The sequence below is a fragment of the Streptomyces sp. NPDC059080 genome (assembly GCF_042739975.1).
Classification (GTDB): domain Bacteria; phylum Actinomycetota; class Actinomycetes; order Streptomycetales; family Streptomycetaceae; genus Streptomyces; species Streptomyces benahoarensis.
Genome location: NZ_JBHYGX010000055.1, coordinates 20,479 through 38,079, shown reverse-complemented (window position 1 = coordinate 38,079; position 17,601 = coordinate 20,479). Strand labels below are relative to the sequence as shown.

Genomic DNA, 17,601 nt, shown 5'->3' with positions numbered 1-17,601 from the left:
CGGGCGCCCCGGGCCGGGTGCCGGGCCGCCCGGCCGCGCCGGCCGGGAAGCTCCGGATGACCCGCCGCGGCCGCGTCGTCGCCTGGGCCGGTGCCGCCCTCGCCGCGGTGCTGCTGGGCACCACCGGTGCGGGCGCCTGGGTCTACCAGCACCTCGACGCCAACATCCGCGGCGCCGACATCGACCACGGGCTCGGCGACCGGCCCGCCGACCTCAGCCCCGGCTCCAAGAACATCCTCGTCGTCGGCTCGGACAGCCGCGCGGGCGCGAACGCCCGGTACGGCAAGGGCCTGACCAGCATGCAGTCGGACACCCTGATGGTGCTGCACCTCTCCGCCGACCGGCACTGGGCGACCGCGCTGTCCTTCCCGCGCGACTCCTGGGTACGCATCCCCTCCTGCGTACGCGGCGACGGCAGCCGGTCCGCACCCCACCACTTCAAAATCAACGAAGCGTTCTCGCTCGGCGGGAACACCGGCGACATCGGCAAGGCCGCCAGCTGCACGATCAAGACGGTCGAGACCGCCACCGGGCTGCGCATCGACCACTTCGCGTCCCTCGACTTCCAGGGCTTCAAGGGCATGGTCAACGCCCTGGGCGGCATAGAGGTCTGCCCCGAGCACGCCATTCACGACGTCAAGGCCCACCTCAACCTTCAGGCAGGCTGCCAGAACGTTCGCGACGAGCAGGCACTCGGCTACGTCCGCACCCGTTACAGCATCGGCGATGGCTCCGACCTCGGCCGCATCGGCCGCCAGCAGGAGTTCCTGAAGGCGCTCGGCACCAAGGCCCGCTCCCAGCTGACCAGCCCCGGTGCCCTCTACGGCTTCCTCGACTCCGCCACCAAGTCCCTCACCACCGACCGCGACCTGGCCGGGATCAGACCGCTCTACGACCTCGCCGCCACCCTCAAGGACGTCCCCGCCGACCGGCTCACGTTCCTCACCGTGCCGAACTATCCGCGCGAGGCGGACGTCCCCACCGACCGCGCCAACGTCGTCTGGCAATACCCGCAGGCCGGTGACGTCTTCCGCGACCTCGCACACGACCGGGAGATCGACGCCGCCGCCAAGCGGAAACTGACCGCGTCCGCCGCCCACCCCGTCACCGCCGCCTCCGTCCGCGTCCGCGTCCTCAACGGCACCGGCACCCCCGGCCGCGCCGCCACCGCCGCCGCCACCCTGCGCGCCCTCGGCTTCACCGTCACCACCACCGGCAACGCCCCCACCACGGGCCCCACGGCCATCGACCACCCGTCGGGCCTGCGCGACCGGGCCGGGGTCCTGGCCGCGCGGCTTCCCGGTGACCTCACGCCCCGGGAAGCGGCGGAGGCGGTGCCGGGTGAGGTCACGTTGACGGTCGGCCCGGACTTCCCTGCCGACTGGGACGGGTGAGGCGGAACCCGTACGGGCCGGGGCGGCGCCTGCACCCGTACGGGGCGGGCCGCCCGGATTCCCGTACGGGACTGACCGTACGGACCGACCCGTACGGGGCGGGCCGCCCGGCCGGGCCTCAGGGGGCGAAGACCAAGCTGGCCAGGAGCGTATGGACGGCGGTGCCGCCGAGGATGCTCAGCAGCGCGTTGCGGCGCCACAGGTGCAGGCCGACGGTGACGGCCAGCGCGGCCAGCGGGGCGAGGGCACGCGCGTGGGTGACGGGCACGTCGCGCAGGCAGTAGGCGAGGAGGATCACCATGACCCCGGCGGGCATACGGGTGCTGAGGTACCGGACGGTGCCACTGGCGCGCAGCGGGGTGAGGACGGCGAAGGGCAGGGCCCGCAGGCCCCAGGTGACGGCCGCGGCGACGAGGACGGCGGCGACGGCGTAGCGCGTATCAGGCATGGCTCGGCTTCCTGCCGGTGGTGACGTGACGGGCCAGGAGGGCGGCGGTGAACAGGGCGAACGCGGCCGGCAGCATCTCGTCCGGGAAGAGGAGCCGGGCGGCCACCGCGCTGAGCAGGGCGAGCACGGGCGTGGGCAGGTCGCCGCGCAGGTCCCGGACCGCGTCCAGGGCAAGGACGGTGAACATCGCGGTGAGGGCGAAGTCCAGTCCGGTGACGCCCTCCGGGATGAGGGAGCCGAGCAGGGCCCCGGCCACCGCGCTGCCCGCCCAGTACAGGTGCAGGTAGAGCTGGAGCCACAGGATGCGCCGGCCGGGCCAGGCGCGGGCCTGTTCCCCGGTGGTCAGCGCGTACGCCTCGTCGCACAGGGCGAAGGTGCTGTAGGTCTTGCCGAGGCGGCCGGTCACGCGGTGCAGCGGGAAGGAGAGCGCGTAGAAGACGTGCCGGACGTTCACCATGAACGCGGAGACCGCGATGGCCGCCAGCGGGGTGCAGGCGGTGACCAGGCCGATGAGCAGGAACTCGAACGAGCCGCCGAAGGCGACCACCGCGGACAGCCCCGCCCACCACCAGCCCAGCCCCGACTGCGTCACGAGCGCCCCGAAGGCGAGGCCGAGCGGGATGAATCCCAGGCCCGCGCCCGCCGAGTCCTTGAACGCCGCGCGCGCCGGGGACGGTATCGCCGACGGCATCGGCGACGGCATCGGGGACGGCGGTACGGGCGCGGGCCGAGGCGGCCCCTCGGCAACGGCGGCGGGACGTATTTCCATGGCGCAATTTTAGGAAAATGGGCGCCTCATATGATTACCGATCAGCCTCGTAAACTCGCGATATGGGTAAGGAAACGCCACTTGACTCGATCGACCGGGAAATTATCTTTCACCTGCGCCAGGACGGGCGGCTGACCAACGTCGAGCTGGCCAAGCGGGTCGGCCTGACCGCGCCGCCGTGCCTGCGCCGGGTCAAGCGTCTGGAGGAGTCCGGCGTCATCGCCGGGTACCGCGCCGTCATCGACCCGGAGGCCGTGGGGCGCGGGCTGGAGGTCCTGATCGACGTCGAGATCTACGCGCAGGACCGCAAGAGCTTCGAGGAGTTCGAGTCCATCGTGGCCTCCTTCGAGGAGGTCGTGGAGTTCCGCCGCATGTACGGCCGCCCCGACTACTTCATCCGCGTCGCCGTCGCCGACCACGCCGCCTACGAAGCCTTCCTCACCGGCCGCCTCAGCGGCCTGCCCACCGTCCGCCGCCTCGAATCGCACCTGACGATGAAGACGATCAAGACCAGCCCGTAGGGGGCGCCGCCAACACGCCGCACCCGTAAGGGGGGTGGCTCACGGTGACCGCGCGCCGTTTCCGGTGATTGCTCCCCTAGGCTGCGTCGGCGGGGTCCCGCCCGGCCTTACGGCGGCCCGCACCGGGGCGGCGACGACGCGAGTGGGGGCGCCTCCAGGGCGTCTACGGCGAGGGCTGGGAGGCCATCGACGACCGCCGCTCGACGTACCGGCGCACGGTCCACGAGGTGCGGTGACCGCCCGGCGCGCCCCCGCCACGCCGTACGCCCTCCGGCGCACCACGTGACGCCGCACGCCCCCTGACACACCGCACACCCTCCAGCGCACCGCGCCGCGCCGCGCGTCCCTGAGACCCAACTCCCTTATCCCTTACGGGGACTGGCTTCGTCCCTTACGGGGGACTGGCTACCCGTAAGGGAGAGGTGTCGGGGCCTACACTCTCCCGCCATGCCCGTCCAACAGACCTGGAACTCCCTCCCCGCCGACGTTCACGCGGCGGTCCGCGCGCAGACCGGCGCCGTCCACCGCGCCGACGACATCGCCGACGGATACGTCAGCCAACTCGCCACCACGCTGGACACCGAAAGCGGCCGCGTCTTCGTCAAGGGCCTCCGCCATGACTACGCCTTCGCCTGGAATCAGCAGCGCGAGGCGGACATCGCGTCCCACGCCGCCCCGCTCGCCCCCGCCGTGCGCTGGCGGATCAGCGCGGGCGACTGGGATCTCCTCGGCTTCGAACACCTCACCGGCCGCGGCGCCGACTACGGCCCGGACTCCGCCGACCTGCCGCTCCTCGTCGACGCCCTCGCCACCCTCGGCGACCTCCGCTGCCCGGATGTACGGACCGAGAACGCGGTGGACCGCTGGGCCCACCACCTCGACAACCCCGCCGACGGCGCCGCCTTCGCCGGCCCGGCGCTGCTGCACACCGACCTCAACCCCGCCAACGTCCTGATCGACGGCGCCGCCCCGGCCCGCCTCGTCGACTGGGCCTACGCCACCCGCGGCGCCGCCTGGATCGACCCGGCCTGCTGGATCGTCTGGCTCATCCACTCCGGCCACCCCGCCCACCAGGCCGAACAGTGGGCCGCCAAAGTCCCGTCCTGGTCCACCGCCCCCAAGCGCTCCCTCGACCTCTTCGCCACCGCCCTCTCCGGCTACTGGCACACGATGGCAACGGAGTACCCGAACCCGATCACCTGGAGCCTGCGCGACGGGGCGGCGGCGTGGGCGGCACTGCGACGAGATAACTGACAGGGAGGGTCCCTGAACCCGCCGTTCGCGCCGTGGCCGGGCAGCTATCAGGAAGCCTCCCTGAACCCGCCTACCGTCCCCCACCCACATCCACCCCGACCAACGGCGCCCCGAACCCCTCCCACAAACCGACCGGCCCCGCGCACGACGGCCCCGTCCGGCTCGCCAGTCGCAGGAGCCGCACCGGCTGCACCATCCACTCCACCCACGTCGTGCCGCAGTCGAGCGTCAGCCCGCACGCCGCGCCGAGGCGCAGCGCGAGCGCCGCCTCGGTTGCCTCCGGCCCGTCCACCACGCGCCGAACGCGGTCCCGTTCCCACGGCAGGCAGCCCTCGCTCAGCCGCCGCGCATCGTCGGCGATATGGCAGACAGCCGTGGCGGGGCTTCGTACCGCGGCGGACGCCCACGAGGCGACGGCCTCGAACTCCCGCGAGCGGTACACGTACCGCTCACACCAGTAACCGGACGTGACGAGTCCCCGCTCCGTCACACGCCGCTCCACGCCACCGCCCCCTGCCTCCGCCGCACGCGGAGCCGGTCCCCGGCAGCGGGCCGCTCCGGACAGGCGGCGACCGTGTAGACGCACCCGTGCGCGTCCACGGCCCGTACGGTGACGGCGACCCCGGCCGTCAAGGCGTCCCGTGCCGCGTCCTGCTCGACGGGGTCCGTCAGCCACTCCCGTAACGCCCCGTCGTACGGCGCGCCCACCTGCTGCGCAACCTGTACCGCCCGCCGCCGCATCCAGGCGATCGCGCCGCCTGGGGAGTTCGACACCCATCCGCCGAGCGGAATCTCCCCGACGTCCGGGCGCCGGGCCGTGGCCCGCACCCGGTAGGCGACGAGTTCCGGCCGTTTCAGAGGGCCCGGAGCGACGGCCCCGGCATCTCCGCACGCGGGACGGCCATCTCCGCCCACACCGTCTTCCCGATGACGTGCCGGTCGACGCCCCAGCCGTCGGCCAACGCGTCCACCAGCATCAAGCCACGCCCACATTCCGCATCCTCCTCGGCCAGCTCCTTGATCACGGGCCGCTCCTCGCTCCCGTCCTGCACCTCCAGCCGCAACCGGCCGCCCCCCGCCACCCCGCACCGAACCCCCACCACCGACATCGCGGGCGCCCGCGCCTTCACCGCGTTGGTCACCAGCTCGGACACCAGCAGCTCGGCCACCCCGGCCGCGTCCCGGCCGATCCCCCATGCCCGCAACCGCCGCCGCAGCGCCTCCCGGGCCCGCCCGACGCTGCGCGGCTCCAAGGGCAACCGGCAGAGGAGAAACGGGAGTTGGGTAGCTACGGGGTTGGCAGGTGCGGGCATGGGAGTTCCCTTGAGAGCACGACAAGGAGACCCGCCACGCCCCCTACCGCAGAGCGTGAACAAGGTGACACCTACCGTGACAGCACGACATTCTCTGACGCAACCAAGGCTGGGGAATTAATTCCTGTGAGTGACAGGCCCAACCATGTTGCACGCTGAAGTCGCCTCACCGCAGACTGTGCACCGTGCTCAAGGAAGGTCAGAAGTGACGAGTCAACAGACAGGCGCCGCGCGGAAATCCACGGTTTTGGGCAGGAAGCTGGGTGGAGAGCTGCTGAAGCTCCGTGTTGCCCAGGGACTGACTCAGCCACAGGCCGCACAGCATCTGACCGCCACACAAACGAAGGTCGTCAAGATAGAGCGCGGCGTCGTGCCCGTACGTGATCCGGACCTTCACGCACTGTGCGACTTGTACGGCCTGGAGCGTCCCGGGCCCGCTCGCGATCGGCTGCTGGCGCTTGCCAAGGCGGACCGCGAACGCCGCAGGGCAAAGGGCTGGTGGGAGGAGTACACCGACCTCGGCGATCTGCTGGAGTACATCCAGCTCGAAGCCGGAGCTTCCCGGATCCGCACGTTCCAGAACCAGCTCGTCCCCGGCCTCCTGCAAACGCCCGAATACGCCAGGGCAGTCGTGGTGGCCGACGACGTGTGGGAGGACCCTGACGAAGTCGACCAGTTCGTAGCAGCACGAATCAGCAGGCAGGCCCGACTCACGGGCAGCCAGGACCTGGAGCTGTGGGCCGTTCTCTCCGAGGGTGTCCTGCGCCAGCAGGTCGGCGGCCCTGCGGTCATGAGGAAACAACTGGAGCGCCTCCTCGAGGCTTCGGACATGCCGAACATCAAGCTTCAGGTGTGGCCGTTCGAGGCAGCGGCGCATGCGTCGATGACCGGCCCTTTCGTCATCGTGGGCTTCGAGGAACCCGCCGCGCTGGACGTCGTCCACGTAGAAACCGCGGGCTCCCGGTTGTGGCTGGAGCGTGAGGAAGACGCGAACAGGCATCGCGGGCTGTTCGATAGCGTGCGCAGACAAGCGCTGTCCCCCGACGACACTCGCGCCCGACTGGTCAGCTTGATCAAGGAGTACCGGTGACCGCATTCGAGTTCCACAAGTCCAGCTACAGCGGTTCCCAGGGGGAGTGTGTGGAGGTCGCCCGCAACGTCCCCGGAACCACGGCCGTACGCGACAGCAAGCGCCCCACCGGCCCCCGGCTCACCTTCGACGGAGCCGCCTGGGACTCGTTCGTACGGACCCTCAAGGCCGAAGGCGACGCGAACTGCTGAGCATCCCGCTCGCCCCGGAGCCCCTGGCCGTCTCGGAGGCCCCTGGCCGTCTCGGAGGCCCGGGGCTCCTTCGCTGGAATGAGCCCCGGGCCTCAGCGGGCAAGTTCGGGCAAGTAGCTGTTCCGAGGGCACCGGACACGGCACGTTCGAGTGTGGACATCGTCTGCTCTCAGCAAGGAGGACGCCATGGCGCTGCGCAAGCTCGGTAAGGACCCCGAGAGTCCCAGTGGTGGATCGCCCACGATCTACCTCGACGACGTGAAGGACACCTACCTGGTCCAAGGGTTCAGGGTCGAGGACGGCCAGCGCCTGTCCGTGATGGACATCCCCGGCCATGAGACGGTCGTCGAGATCCCCCGGCACATGGTGCAGTTCTTTCTGGAGGTGAAGGGTGCGGAAGACCCCCACGTTTGAGGAACTGTTCCGGGGCTGTCGGCGCTCGGCGGTCCATCTGGAGATGCGGGACGGCTACATGCGGTCGGATCCCGCCTTCATCAGCTGGACGAACGGGCAAGCCATCGACCCCGCCGTGTGCTGGCGGAGCTGGCTCGACACCGTTGGCGCGGCGACGGAGAGAGGAGTGTCGGTGCGGCGCGCCCGTATCGTCTCGGAGCCCGTTTCGGACTACATCCGCTTCGAGCACGCGGTCACGGACGGGCTCAATCTCGCCGCGGGAGAGGACGTCGGCTGGCTGCCGCGGCGGCAGGCGACGGATCTGGCGCTACCCGGCAACGACTACTGGGTCTTCGACGGCAAGGCGGCGCTCGTCAACCACTTCGACGGTGACGGTGATTCGCTGGAGCACGAATACACCGAGGATCCGCGCCTCGTGTCCTTCCTCGCCACGGCATTCGAAAGCGTCTGGGAGCGAGTTGTGCCACACGACCTGTATCGGTTGGTGTGACGGCGGGGACGATGTGAGGAACTGTGTCCCATCCGCCTTCCTCCTCCGCCGTCAAGGAGGCTCGGATTTCCTTCGGCCGGCGTCTGCGCGATATCCGGAAAGAATCGGGGATCACTGCGCGGGCGCTGGCCGCGCGCGCAGGCTGGCACGAATCCAAGTGCTCGAAGATCGAAAGCGGGACCAGGCCGCCGGCGGCGACGATCACTAGCCCTGCCTCGTCGGCTCCGGCGAGGGAAGCGTCCCTGCCTCGTCGGCTCCGGCGAGGGAAGCGTCCCTGCTCCGGCCTGTCCGGGGCAGGGACGCGGCATGTGAAGGCCCGCCCCGCACACGCGGTTGCGTACCAGCCGTGAGGGGTCAGACCAGAGAAACAATCGCGCACACTCCGGCGATGCAGGCGCCAATTGCGCAGATGACGTTGCGGGTGAGACGTGCGCGGGGACCAGGCGTGCACGGTGCAGCCCCCAGCCGTGGGGTGCCCCGCCACGGAAAGGTGCCGGTGGTGAGGTAGGGAACCGAGTAACCGGCCACCAGCAGCCCCATACCGGCGGCCAGCCCTGGCATACCGATGTGTTGGCGTCCCTCGGCCACCGAGAGCGCAGCGACACGGCGAACCGCCACACGGTCGCCGGCCCGGTACTCGTCGTCCAGGGAGCTCACCTCGTCCAGAAGCGTTCCGTCCGTGGCGTGCACCGGTCCGAAACACTTCTTCTGGCCGTCGTCCCGCCCCACATCCCGGCACTCCTCGACGGTCAAGGTGCCCGGCATCCCCGCGTACCCGAGCGACGCGGCAACGCTCACCAGCCCGAGAGCCGTCATCCCGAAGCCGGCGGAGATCACCACACACGCGAGCATCCGGTTCAGCGAGGCGAACCTTCGGCGGGGAGCTCCTGGTGCGGCTGGTGTGTGCGTTGCCGGCGGGGGAACCTGCACGGTGAGTCCTTGGGATGGGTGAGAAGTGGGTGACGGGACCGTGCTCAGCCGCAGGCGGGGGCGGCAGACGAGGGTCCGGGTGCGGGAACCGTCGTAGCAGCCCCTCCGGGCCTGGCGCATCCCGCTTGTGCGGATTCCCGCCTCACCTCTCCCGCGGGCAGTGCGGCCCGCTCCGATCCACGCCTACGCATGGTCCGGAGCGGGCCGTCACCGCGAAACCCACAGGAAGCCTCCCTGAAAGCTCTCTCCCCCCAACCAGCCGTCCCGGTCAGACCGGAGGCTCAGTGGACCGGAGGCTCAGTGGACCGGAGGCTCACTCCTCCCCCTCCAACTCCCCCTCCGTCTCCAGGAACGCCTCGCGCAGCGCGGCCAGCGTCTCCGCGTCCGGCTTTTCCCACATGCCGCGGGACTCGGCCTCCAGGAGGCGTTCGGCGATGCCGTGGAGGGCCCAGGGGTTGGCTTCCTGGAGGAAGGCGCGGTTTTCGGGGTCGAGGACGTAGGTCTGGGCGAGCTTGTCGTACATCCAGTCGGCGACGACGCCGGTGGTCGCGTCGTAGCCGAAGAGGTAGTCGACGGTGGCGGCCAGTTCGAAGGCGCCCTTGTAGCCGTGGCGGCGCATCGCCTCGATCCAGCGGGGGTTGACGACCCGGGCGCGGAAGACGCGGGACGTCTCCTCGACGAGGGAGCGGGTGCGGACCGTCTCGGGGCGGGTGGAGTCGCCGATGTACGCCTCGGGGGCCGTGCCCTTGAGTGCCTTGACGGTGGCGACCATGCCGCCGTGGTACTGGAAGTAGTCGTCGGAGTCGGCGATGTCGTGTTCGCGGGTGTCGGTGTTCTTCGCGGCGACGGCGATGCGCTTGTACGCGGTCTCCATCTCGTCGCGGGCCGGGCGGCCCTCCAGGCCGCGGCCGTACGCGTAGCCGCCCCAGACGGTGTAGACCTCGGCGAGGTCGGCGTCGGTGCGCCAGTCGCGGGAGTCGATGAGCTGGAGCAGGCCCGCGCCGTACGTACCGGGGCGGGAGCCGAAGATGCGGGTGGTGGCGCGGCGTTCGTCGCCGTGGGCGGCGAGGTCGGCCTGGGCGTGGGCGCGGATGTAGTTGTCGGACGCGGGCTCGTCCAGCCCGGCGGCGAGCCGTACCGCGTCGTCCAGCAGGCCGATGACGTGCGGGAACGCGTCGCGGAAGAAGCCGGAGATGCGGAGGGTGACGTCGATGCGGGGGCGGCCCAGCTCCTCCGGGGCGATCGGCTCTAGGCCGGTGACGCGGCGGGAGGCGTCGTCCCAGACGGGGCGGACGCCGAGCAGCGCGAGGGCCTCGGCGACGTCGTCCCCGGAGGTGCGCATGGCGCTGGTGCCCCAGAGGGAGAGGCCGACGGAGGTGGGCCATTCGCCGTTGTCGGAGCGGTAGCGCTCCAGGAGGGAGTCGGCGAGCGCCTGGCCGGTCTCCCAGGCGAGGCGGGACGGGACGGCCTTGGGGTCGACGGAGTAGAAGTTGCGGCCGGTCGGCAGGACGTTGACGAGGCCGCGGAGCGGGGAGCCGGACGGGCCCGCAGGGACGAAGCCGCCGTTCAGGGCGTGCACGGAGTGGTCGATCTCGGCGGTGGTCCCGGCCAGGCGGGGGACGACCTCGCGGGCGGCGAAGTCGAGGATCGCGGCGACCTGTTCCGGCTGCCCGGCGGCCACCTCGGCGACGGCGGACGGCGCCCAGTCCGCTTCCTCCATCGCCTGGACCAGCTCCCGGGCGCGCTCCTCCGCCGCGTCGGCCGTGGTGCGGGTCGCGGCGGACTCATCCAGGCCCAGCGCCTCCCGCAGGCCGGGCAGCGCGGACGTACCGCCCCAGATCTGCCGGGCGCGGAGGATCGCGAGGACGAGGTTGACGCGGGCCTCGCCGGCCGGGGCGGCGCCCAGGACGTGCAGACCGTCGCGGATCTGGGCGTCCTTGACCTCGCAGAGCCAGCCGTCGACGTGCAGCAGGAAGTCGTCGAAGCCGTCGTCGTCGGGGCGGTCCGCAAGGCCCAGGTCGTGGTCGAGCCTGGCGGCCTGGATGAGGGTCCAGATCTGGGCGCGGATCGCCGGGAGCTTCGCCGGGTCCATGGCGCTGATCTGCGCGTATTCGTCGAGGAGTTGTTCCAGGCGGGCGATGTCGCCGTACGAGTCGGCGCGCGCCATCGGCGGGACGAGGTGGTCGACGAGGGTGGCGTGGACGCGGCGCTTGGCCTGGGTGCCCTCGCCGGGGTCGTTGACGAGGAACGGGTAGATGAGGGGGAGATCACCGAGGGCGGCGTCGGGGCCGCAGGCGGCGGAGAGGCCCGCGTTCTTGCCGGGCAGCCACTCCAGGTTGCCGTGCTTACCGAGGTGGATCATGGCGTCGGCGCCGAACCCGCCGTCGTCGGCGGAGGCGGCGATCCAGCGGTAGGCGGCCAGGTAGTGGTGGGACGGCGGCAGATCGGGGTCGTGGTAGATCGCGATCGGGTTCTCGCCGAAGCCGCGCGGCGGCTGGATGAGGATCAGCAGATTGCCGCGGCGCAGGGCGGCGAGGACGATGTCGCCCTCCGGGTCGCGGCCCGGCTTGTCCGCGTGGCTGCGGTCGAGGAACATCTCGCCGGGCGGCGGGCCCCAGTGCGCCTCGACGGTGTTGCGCAGCTCCTGCGGGAGCGTGGCGTACCAGCGCTTGTAGTCGGCGGCGGGGATGCGGACGGGGTTACGGGCGAGCTGTTCCTCCGTCAGCCACTCCTGGTCGTGGCCGCCCGCGTCGATGAGGGCGTAGATCAGCTCGTCGCCGTCACCGGAAGCCAGACCCGGGACCTCCTCGTCGCCGAAGTCGTAACCCTCGTCGCGCAGGCGGCGCAGGAGGGCGACGGCGGAGGCGGGGGTGTCGAGGCCGACGGCGTTGCCGATGCGGGAGTGCTTGGTGGGGTACGCGGAGAGGACCAGCGCCAGCTTCTTGTCCTGGGCCGGGATGTGGCGCAGGCGGGCGTGGCGGACGGCGATCCCGGCGACGCGGGCGGCGCGCTCGGGGTCGGCGGCGTACGTCGGCAGGCCGTCCTCGTCGATCTCCTTGAAGGAGAACGGGACGGTGATCAGGCGGCCGTCGAACTCGGGGACGGCGATCTGGGTGGCGGCGTCCAGCGGGGAGAGGCCCTCGTCGTTCTCCTCCCAGGCGGCGCGGTTACCTGTCAGGCAGAGTGCCTGAAGGATCGGCACGTCCAGGGCGGCGAGCGCGCCCGCGTCCCAGGACTCGTCGTCGCCACCGGCGGACGCCTCGGCCGGCTTGGTGCCGCCCGCGGCGAGGACGGTGGTGACGATGGCGTCGGCCGGGCGCAGCGCGTCGATCAGCTCCGGCTCGGGCGCCCGCAGCGAGGCGACGAAGAGCGGCAGCGGGCGGCCCCCGGCCTCCTCGATCTTGGTGCACAGCGCGTCGACGAAGCCGGTGTTGCCGCTCATGTGGTGGGCGCGGTAGTAGAGCACCGGGATGAGCGGGCCGTCGATGTCCTTACGGGCCGTGGGCCGCTCCAGCTCGCCCCAGGTCGGCGCGGGCTGCGGCGGTGCGAAGCCGTGGCCGGTCAGCAGGACGGTGTCGGAGAGGAAACGGGCGAGGCGGCCGAGGTTCTCGGGCCCGCCGTGCGCAAGGTAGGCGTGCGCCTCGGCGGCGGTGCCGACCGGGACGGTGGACGCCTCCATCAGCTGGGCGTCCGGGGCTTGTTCGCCGGTGAGGACGACGACGGGGCGGTGCTGGTCCTCGGCGAGGAGGAGGTCCAGCCCCTCCTCCCAGGCGCGGATGCCGCCGAGGAGGCGGACCACGACGAGGTCGACGCCGTCGAGCAGCGCGGGGAGTTCGGCGAGGTCGAGCCGGGCCGGGTTGGCGAGCCGGAACGGCACGGGGCCGCCGGCGGCTCGGGCGCTGAGGAGATCGGTGTCGGAGGTCGACAGCAGCAGAAGCATGCGAGCGCAGAGCCTTCCTCGGGGTATCCGCGCCCCGGGTGGTTCGTTGGACGGCGGGAGTTCCTGACTCACCCGGCAGGTGCCGGGCTCACAGTGGCGGGACCGCGCCGGACTCTCACCGGGCTTCCTCCCATGTCGCCGTCTCCGGCGTCGGCGGGCCGGACGACCCACCGGAGTGAATGGTAAGGGCTGATGCGCTGGCAGGGGAGGGGGGCTTGGGGTCGGGGAGCGGGTGGCGGGCCCAGGCCGGGCCCCGGCCCCTGCGGGGTGCCCGTACGGGATCGCGGGCGCCCCTCCCCGTGGCCCGTACGTGGCCCGTACGTGGCCCGGCTCGCCGTGGCCGTCCGGGGCGACGTCGGTATGCTCGCGGCCATGCCGCCCTCCCCCTCGAACCGGCCCCCCGGGGCCCAGCCGCCGCTGCGCGAGCGCGGTGACGCCTGCCCGGGAGCGCTGCGACCGCACGCGGCGGCGGACGGTGCGCTGGCCCGCGTACGGGTGCCCGCCGGGGAGTTGACGGCACGTCAGGCAATGGCGTTGGCGGACGCGGCGGAGCGGTTCGGGGACGGGGAACTCTCCCTCACCTCGCGCGGGAACGTGGAGTTGCGCGGCCTCGGCGACGGCTGCGGCGACGACCTGGCCGCCCTGCTGGCCGACGCCGGGCTGCTGCCCTCCGTACGCCATGAGCGCGTCCGCAACCTCATCGCCTCACCGCTCGCCGGAATCGACGGACGCGCCCCCGCCGACGTGCGGCGGTGGGCCCGTGAGCTGGACGAACTGCTCTGCGGGCAGGAGTGGACGGCGCGGCTTTCGGGCCGCTTCCTCTTCGTGCTGGACGACGGCCGGGGCGATGTGGCGGGCCTCGGCGGGGATGTGACCTTGGTCGCAGAAGCCGCAGAAGCCGTCGCAGAAGTTGCAGAAATTGCAGAAGTCTTCGCAGAAGCCGCAGAAGTTGCAGAAGTTGCAGAAGTTGCAGAACCGGGGGCGTCCGCTCTCCTCTTCCTCGGCGGCCCTGGTGGCCCCGGTGGCCCTGGTGGCTCCGGCGGCCCTGGTGGCTCCGGCGGCCCCGGCGACCCCGGTGGCCCCGACAGCCCCGACAGCCCCGACAGCCCCGACGACGGTGTCGGGCCGGCCCTACGGATCCCCGCCGCCCACGCCGCCCGGGCCGCGCTCGCCGCCGCCCGGGTCTTCCTCGACGCCGTCGACGCGAGCGGCAGCGGCGCCTGGCGGTTCCGGGATCTGCCGGGGGGCGCGGCGCCGACCGTGCGCGCCGTCGGCGAGCGGCTGCGCGCCGACGGGATTTCCGCCGTGTACGTGCCGCCCGGCGACGTCCCGGCCCGGCCGGAGCGCGGCGCGCCCACCCCGGCGCCCGGCCTCGTCGAAGGCCCCGGCGGGCGCCGCGCGCTGAGCGTCCCGGCGCCGCTGGGGCGGCTGACCGGCGCGCAGTGGCGCCTTCTGGCCCGTACCGCCGCCGAGGGGGACGGCACGCTCCGGCTGACCCCGTGGCGCGGCGTCCTCGTCCCCGGGCTGTCCGCGCCGGTGGCCGCCGCCCGGCTGCGGGAGTGCGCGGACGCGGGCCTGGTCACCGACGCGGACTCGCCCTGGCACCGGCTCGGCGCCTGCACCGGGCGCCCCGGGTGCGCCAAGTCCCTGACCGACGTACGGGCCGACGCGTCCGCCGTGGCGACGGCCCTGGGGCGCGCCACCGCGCTGCCGGTGCAGTGGTCCGGCTGCGCCCGCCGCTGCGGCCACCCGCACGGCACCTGGATCGACGTCCTGGCGACCGACGGCGGCTACGACGTCAGCGTGGTCCGGCCGGGGGCGCCACCCGAGCCGCTCGCGGCGGGCGCCACCGTGCGGCAGGTCGCGGACGCCGTCGCGCCCGGGATGCCCCCGGCGGCCCCCGGCACCACGCCGTGACCGCCACCGGGCCGCGCCCCGGGCCCCGGCCCCGTTAGCGCGTACCCCACCCCGATTCAGCATCCCGATTCAGCACTCCGATGCAGCACTCCGATTTCTCCCGCCCACCACCCACCCACCACACCGAGGGCACCGTGTTCGACTACGAGAAGGACGGGGCGGCGATCTACCGCCAGTCCTTTGCCACCATCCGCGCCGAGGCGGACCTCGCGGGGCTGCCCGCCGACGTCAGCCGGGTCGCGGTCCGGATGATCCACGCCTGCGGCATGGTCGACCTCGTCCGCGACCTCGCCTACTCCCCCGGCGTGGTGGCGAGCGCGCGCGCCGCGCTGCGCGCCGGTGCGCCGATCCTGTGCGACGCGAACATGGTCGCCAGCGGCGTCACCCGCAAGCGGCTGCCCGCCGACAACGAGGTGGTGTGCACCCTCGCCGACCCGTCGGTGCCCGCGCTCGCCGCCGAGATGGGCACCACCCGCAGCGCCGCCGCGCTGGAGCTGTGGCGGGACAGGCTGGACGGCGCGGTCGTCGCCGTCGGCAACGCCCCGACCGCTCTCTTCCGCCTCCTGGAGATGATCGAGGAGGGCGCGCCGCGGCCCGCCGCGGTGCTCGGCATACCCGTCGGCTTCATCGGCGCCGCCGAGTCCAAGGACGCGCTGGCCGCCCACCCGTCGGGTCTTGAGCACCTGGTGGTGCGCGGGCGGCGCGGCGGCAGCGCCATGGCCGCGGCCGCCATCAACGCCCTGGCGAGCGAGGAGGAATGAGCGTGCCCGAGCAGCAGTCCGGTGCCCGGACCCCGGGCCGCCTCTACGGCGTGGGGCTCGGCCCCGGCGACCCGTCCCTGATGACCGTACGGGCCGTGCAGGTCATCGCGGAGGCCGACGTGGTGGCGTACCACAGCGCCCGCCACGGCCGGTCCATCGCGCGTGCCATCGCCGCCGGGCATCTGCGCGCCGACCACATCGAGGAGGCACTGGTCTACCCGGTGACCACCGAGTCGACCGACCACCCCGGTGGCTACCGCGGTGCGCTCGACGACTTCTACGAGGAGGCCGCGGCCCGGCTCGCCGCGCACCTCGACGCGGGCCGCACGGTCGCCGTGATCTCCGAGGGTGACCCGCTCTTCTACGGCTCGTACCAGCACATGCACAAGCGCCTGGCGCACCGTTACCCGACCGAGGTCGTCCCCGGCGTGACCTCGATCAACGCGGCCGCCGCGCGGCTGGGCAGGCCGCTGGTGGAGGCCGACGAGGTGCTGACGGTGCTGCCCGGCACGCTCCCCGAGGAGGAGCTGACGGCGCGGCTGGCCGCCACCGACTCCGCCGTCGTCATGAAGCTGGGCCGCACCTTCCCCGCCGTCCGGCGCGCGATGGAACGCTCGGGCCGGCTGCCGGAGGCCCGTTACGTCGAACGCGCCACGATGGCGGGCGAACGGACCGGGGCGCTGGAGGACGTCGACCCCGCGTCCGTGCCGTACTTCTCGGTGGCGGTGGTGCCGAGCCGGGTTGCGGAACGGGACGTCCCCGGAGACGTGTCCGGGGCGCGCGGGGAGGCAGCACACGCCCCCGGCGACGTACCCGGCGACGCGCCCGGCACCGTCTCCGGCGATGTGGTCGTCGTCGGGACCGGACCGGCCGGGCCGCTGTGGCTGACGCCGGAGTCGCGAGGGGCGCTGGCCGCCGCCGACGACCTCGTCGGCTACACCACCTACCTGGACCGGGTCCCGGTCCGCCCCGGTCAGCTGCGGCACGGCTCCGACAACAAGGTCGAGTCCGAACGCGCCGAACTCGCCCTCGACCTGGCCCGCCGCGGCCGCCGGGTCGCGGTCGTCTCCGGGGGCGACCCGGGCGTCTTCGCGATGGCCACGGCCGTCCTGGAGGTCGCCGCCGAGGAGCGGTACCGCGCCGTGCCCGTCCGCGTGCTGCCCGGCGTCACCGCCGCCAACGCCGCGGCGGCCAAGGCGGGTGCCCCGCTCGGCCACGACTACGCGGTGCTCTCCCTCTCCGACCGCCTCAAGCCCTGGGAGGTGATCGCCGAACGGCTGCGCGCCGCGGCCGCCGCCGACCTCGTCCTGGCGCTCTACAACCCCGGTTCCCGCAGCCGCACCTGGCAGGTCGGCAAGGCCCGTGACCTGCTGCTGGAACACCGTTCGCCGGACACCCCGGTCGTTTTGGGCCGCGATGTCGGCGGCCCCGAGGAGTCCGTCCGCACCGTCCGCCTCGCCGATCTCGACCCCGCCGAGGTCGACATGCGCACGATCCTGCTGATCGGCTCGTCGCAGACCCGTACGGTACGGCGCACGGACGGCACCGCGACCGTGTGGACGCCACGCCGGTACCCGGAGGGGTGAGCCCGGGTCCGTATCCGGGAGGATTCGGGGTCGGGTGAGGGGTGAACGCCGGTGGATACGGGGGACGTTACGGACGAACGGCATCGCGGGGCGGCTCCCGGACATCCGTACGGGCCCGCTCCCTCCGAGGCGCTCCCCGCGAGGCCGGTCCGCCAAATTGACCGAACTGTCGGCTGTTGTCCACGGACGGGTGGCACATTGTTGCTGTGCGCCTCCCGCCCCGGGGCGGAGGCCCACCGCCCCCGCCCCGGGAAACCGCGCGCCCGCCATGGGCGACGGCGGGGTGTGCCCTTGCCATCACGGCGCAGAACAGATGAAGTCGGAGAACCATGACCAGGTCTCACTCATGAGCCGTCGCACACGGCGCAGCCGCACCCCGGCCACCCCCTGCCCCTCCTGCGGCGGCACCGACCTCCTGTGGGAGGACGAGGGCGTCTACGGCGGCGGCGAACTCCTGTGGTGGTGCGCCGACTGCCTCCATCAGTGGCATGCGAGCGATTACCCGCAAGCGGGGGCGCCGATGCCCCATGGCCAGGGGCCGGGGGCCGGCCCTGGCATGCCGGTGCCGGGGCCCGGGACGCCG

At 72.8% G+C, this 17,601-nt stretch carries 18 protein-coding genes and 1 riboswitch; of the genes, 11 read left to right on the top strand and 7 right to left on the bottom strand.

The genetic code is table 11. From position 1 onward, the window contains the following. Positions 1 to 1,394 (top strand): LCP family protein (locus ACFWWQ_RS27640; RefSeq protein WP_384601588.1); only part of this gene is annotated, 1,394 nt, incomplete at its 5' end. A gap of 118 nt (positions 1,395 to 1,512) precedes the next feature. Here the strand turns inward: ACFWWQ_RS27640 and ACFWWQ_RS27635 are convergent. Together ACFWWQ_RS27635 and ACFWWQ_RS27630 are read right to left on the bottom strand one after the other, a co-directional pair. Continuing rightward, on the bottom strand, positions 1,513 to 1,842 hold the full coding sequence (locus tag ACFWWQ_RS27635; RefSeq protein WP_384601585.1) for a branched-chain amino acid transporter permease: 330 nt from the start codon (positions 1,840 to 1,842) through the stop codon (positions 1,513 to 1,515). Next, a complete protein-coding gene (locus tag ACFWWQ_RS27630) occupies positions 1,835 to 2,533 on the bottom strand; it encodes an AzlC family ABC transporter permease (protein WP_384601598.1) in 699 nt (232 codons plus the stop codon). Before ACFWWQ_RS27630 ends, ACFWWQ_RS27635 begins: the two co-directional genes overlap by 8 nt. Positions 2,534 to 2,673: 140 nt before the next feature. On the opposite strand from ACFWWQ_RS27630, the gene ACFWWQ_RS27625 reads away from it, so the two are divergent. Continuing rightward, positions 2,674 to 3,132: an Lrp/AsnC family transcriptional regulator gene (locus ACFWWQ_RS27625; RefSeq protein WP_384601582.1), complete on the top strand. Its 459-nt coding sequence runs from the start codon at positions 2,674 to 2,676 to the stop codon at positions 3,130 to 3,132. Between the two features lie 447 nt (positions 3,133 to 3,579). Further along, positions 3,580 to 4,386 carry a phosphotransferase family protein gene (locus tag ACFWWQ_RS27620; protein WP_384601579.1) on the top strand — a complete coding sequence of 269 codons (807 nt, stop codon included), beginning with the start codon at positions 3,580 to 3,582 and terminating at the stop codon, positions 4,384 to 4,386. A gap of 70 nt (positions 4,387 to 4,456) precedes the next feature. On the opposite strand, the gene ACFWWQ_RS27615 is transcribed toward ACFWWQ_RS27620, so the two are convergent. The 3 genes from ACFWWQ_RS27615 to ACFWWQ_RS27605 all read right to left on the bottom strand — a co-directional run bounded on the left by ACFWWQ_RS27615 (position 4,457) and on the right by ACFWWQ_RS27605 (position 5,699). Further along, positions 4,457 to 4,876 carry a hypothetical protein gene (locus tag ACFWWQ_RS27615; RefSeq protein ID WP_384601577.1) on the bottom strand — a complete coding sequence of 140 codons (420 nt, stop codon included), beginning with the start codon at positions 4,874 to 4,876 and terminating at the stop codon, positions 4,457 to 4,459. Further along, entirely contained in the window at positions 4,873 to 5,160 is a 288-nt protein-coding gene (locus tag ACFWWQ_RS27610) for a hypothetical protein (RefSeq protein WP_384601574.1), read from the bottom strand. Before ACFWWQ_RS27610 ends, ACFWWQ_RS27615 begins: the two co-directional genes overlap by 4 nt. An 80-nt stretch (positions 5,161 to 5,240) precedes the next feature. Then, complete coding sequence (locus ACFWWQ_RS27605; protein ID WP_384601572.1) at positions 5,241 to 5,699, bottom strand: ATP-binding protein; 459 nt, start codon at positions 5,697 to 5,699, stop codon at positions 5,241 to 5,243. Between the two features lie 205 nt (positions 5,700 to 5,904). On the opposite strand from ACFWWQ_RS27605, the gene ACFWWQ_RS27600 reads away from it, so the two are divergent. The 5 genes from ACFWWQ_RS27600 (at position 5,905) to ACFWWQ_RS27580 (ending at position 8,234) form a co-directional block, all read left to right on the top strand. Beyond that, the gene (locus ACFWWQ_RS27600; RefSeq protein WP_384601568.1) at positions 5,905 to 6,789 is read left to right on the top strand and encodes a helix-turn-helix domain-containing protein; all 885 of its coding nucleotides are present in this window, start codon (positions 5,905 to 5,907) and stop codon (positions 6,787 to 6,789) included. Beyond that, entirely contained in the window at positions 6,786 to 6,980 is a 195-nt protein-coding gene (locus ACFWWQ_RS27595; RefSeq protein WP_384601564.1) for a DUF397 domain-containing protein, read from the top strand. Before ACFWWQ_RS27600 ends, ACFWWQ_RS27595 begins: the two co-directional genes overlap by 4 nt. Before the next feature lie 186 nt (positions 6,981 to 7,166). Continuing rightward, positions 7,167 to 7,394 (top strand): hypothetical protein, encoded by a 228-nt coding sequence (locus ACFWWQ_RS27590; RefSeq protein ID WP_384601595.1) that lies wholly within the window; start codon positions 7,167 to 7,169, stop codon positions 7,392 to 7,394. After that, positions 7,372 to 7,884: a DUF6879 family protein gene (locus ACFWWQ_RS27585; protein ID WP_384601561.1), complete on the top strand. Its 513-nt coding sequence runs from the start codon at positions 7,372 to 7,374 to the stop codon at positions 7,882 to 7,884. Before ACFWWQ_RS27590 ends, ACFWWQ_RS27585 begins: the two co-directional genes overlap by 23 nt. Positions 7,885 to 7,907: 23 nt before the next feature. After that, positions 7,908 to 8,234 carry a helix-turn-helix domain-containing protein gene (locus ACFWWQ_RS27580; protein ID WP_384601559.1) on the top strand — a complete coding sequence of 109 codons (327 nt, stop codon included), beginning with the start codon at positions 7,908 to 7,910 and terminating at the stop codon, positions 8,232 to 8,234. Positions 8,235 to 8,238: 4 nt separating this feature from the next. Here the strand turns inward: ACFWWQ_RS27580 and ACFWWQ_RS27575 are convergent, their stop codons facing one another. After that, the gene (locus tag ACFWWQ_RS27575) at positions 8,239 to 8,724 is read right to left on the bottom strand and encodes a hypothetical protein (RefSeq protein ID WP_384601556.1); all 486 of its coding nucleotides are present in this window, start codon (positions 8,722 to 8,724) and stop codon (positions 8,239 to 8,241) included. Positions 8,725 to 9,127: 403 nt separating this feature from the next. Next, entirely contained in the window at positions 9,128 to 12,754 is a 3,627-nt protein-coding gene (gene cobN, locus ACFWWQ_RS27570) for a cobaltochelatase subunit CobN (protein WP_384601554.1), read from the bottom strand. Between the two features lie 36 nt (positions 12,755 to 12,790). Then, positions 12,791 to 12,942, bottom strand: a riboswitch (cobalamin riboswitch). Between the two features lie 184 nt (positions 12,943 to 13,126). On the opposite strand from cobN, the gene ACFWWQ_RS27565 reads away from it, so the two are divergent. The 3 genes from ACFWWQ_RS27565 (at position 13,127) to ACFWWQ_RS27555 (ending at position 17,018) form a co-directional block, all read left to right on the top strand. Further along, the gene (locus ACFWWQ_RS27565; RefSeq protein ID WP_384601551.1) at positions 13,127 to 14,671 is read left to right on the top strand and encodes a cobalamin biosynthesis protein CobG; all 1,545 of its coding nucleotides are present in this window, start codon (positions 13,127 to 13,129) and stop codon (positions 14,669 to 14,671) included. Between the two features lie 134 nt (positions 14,672 to 14,805). Next, the gene (locus tag ACFWWQ_RS27560; RefSeq protein WP_384601592.1) at positions 14,806 to 15,432 is read left to right on the top strand and encodes a precorrin-8X methylmutase; all 627 of its coding nucleotides are present in this window, start codon (positions 14,806 to 14,808) and stop codon (positions 15,430 to 15,432) included. After that, the gene (locus tag ACFWWQ_RS27555) at positions 15,429 to 17,018 is read left to right on the top strand and encodes a precorrin-2 C(20)-methyltransferase (RefSeq protein WP_384601548.1); all 1,590 of its coding nucleotides are present in this window, start codon (positions 15,429 to 15,431) and stop codon (positions 17,016 to 17,018) included. Before ACFWWQ_RS27560 ends, ACFWWQ_RS27555 begins: the two co-directional genes overlap by 4 nt. The last annotated feature ends 583 nt before the right edge of the window (positions 17,019 to 17,601 follow it).

Coding starts and splice junctions, on each gene's coding strand:
- ACFWWQ_RS27635 (WP_384601585.1), bottom strand. CDS start 1,842: ATGCCTGATACGCGCTACGCCGTCGCCGCCGTCCTCGTCGCCGCGGCC.
- ACFWWQ_RS27630 (WP_384601598.1), bottom strand. CDS start 2,533: ATGCCGTCGGCGATACCGTCCCCGGCGCGCGCGGCGTTCAAGGACTCG.
- ACFWWQ_RS27625 (WP_384601582.1), top strand. CDS start 2,674: ATGGGTAAGGAAACGCCACTTGACTCGATCGACCGGGAAATTATCTTT.
- ACFWWQ_RS27620 (WP_384601579.1), top strand. CDS start 3,580: ATGCCCGTCCAACAGACCTGGAACTCCCTCCCCGCCGACGTTCACGCG.
- ACFWWQ_RS27605 (WP_384601572.1), bottom strand. CDS start 5,699: ATGCCCGCACCTGCCAACCCCGTAGCTACCCAACTCCCGTTTCTCCTC.
- ACFWWQ_RS27590 (WP_384601595.1), top strand. CDS start 7,167: ATGGCGCTGCGCAAGCTCGGTAAGGACCCCGAGAGTCCCAGTGGTGGA.
- cobN (WP_384601554.1), bottom strand. CDS start 12,754: ATGCTTCTGCTGCTGTCGACCTCCGACACCGATCTCCTCAGCGCCCGA.
- ACFWWQ_RS27565 (WP_384601551.1), top strand. CDS start 13,127: ATGCCGCCCTCCCCCTCGAACCGGCCCCCCGGGGCCCAGCCGCCGCTG.
- ACFWWQ_RS27555 (WP_384601548.1), top strand. CDS start 15,429: ATGAGCGTGCCCGAGCAGCAGTCCGGTGCCCGGACCCCGGGCCGCCTC.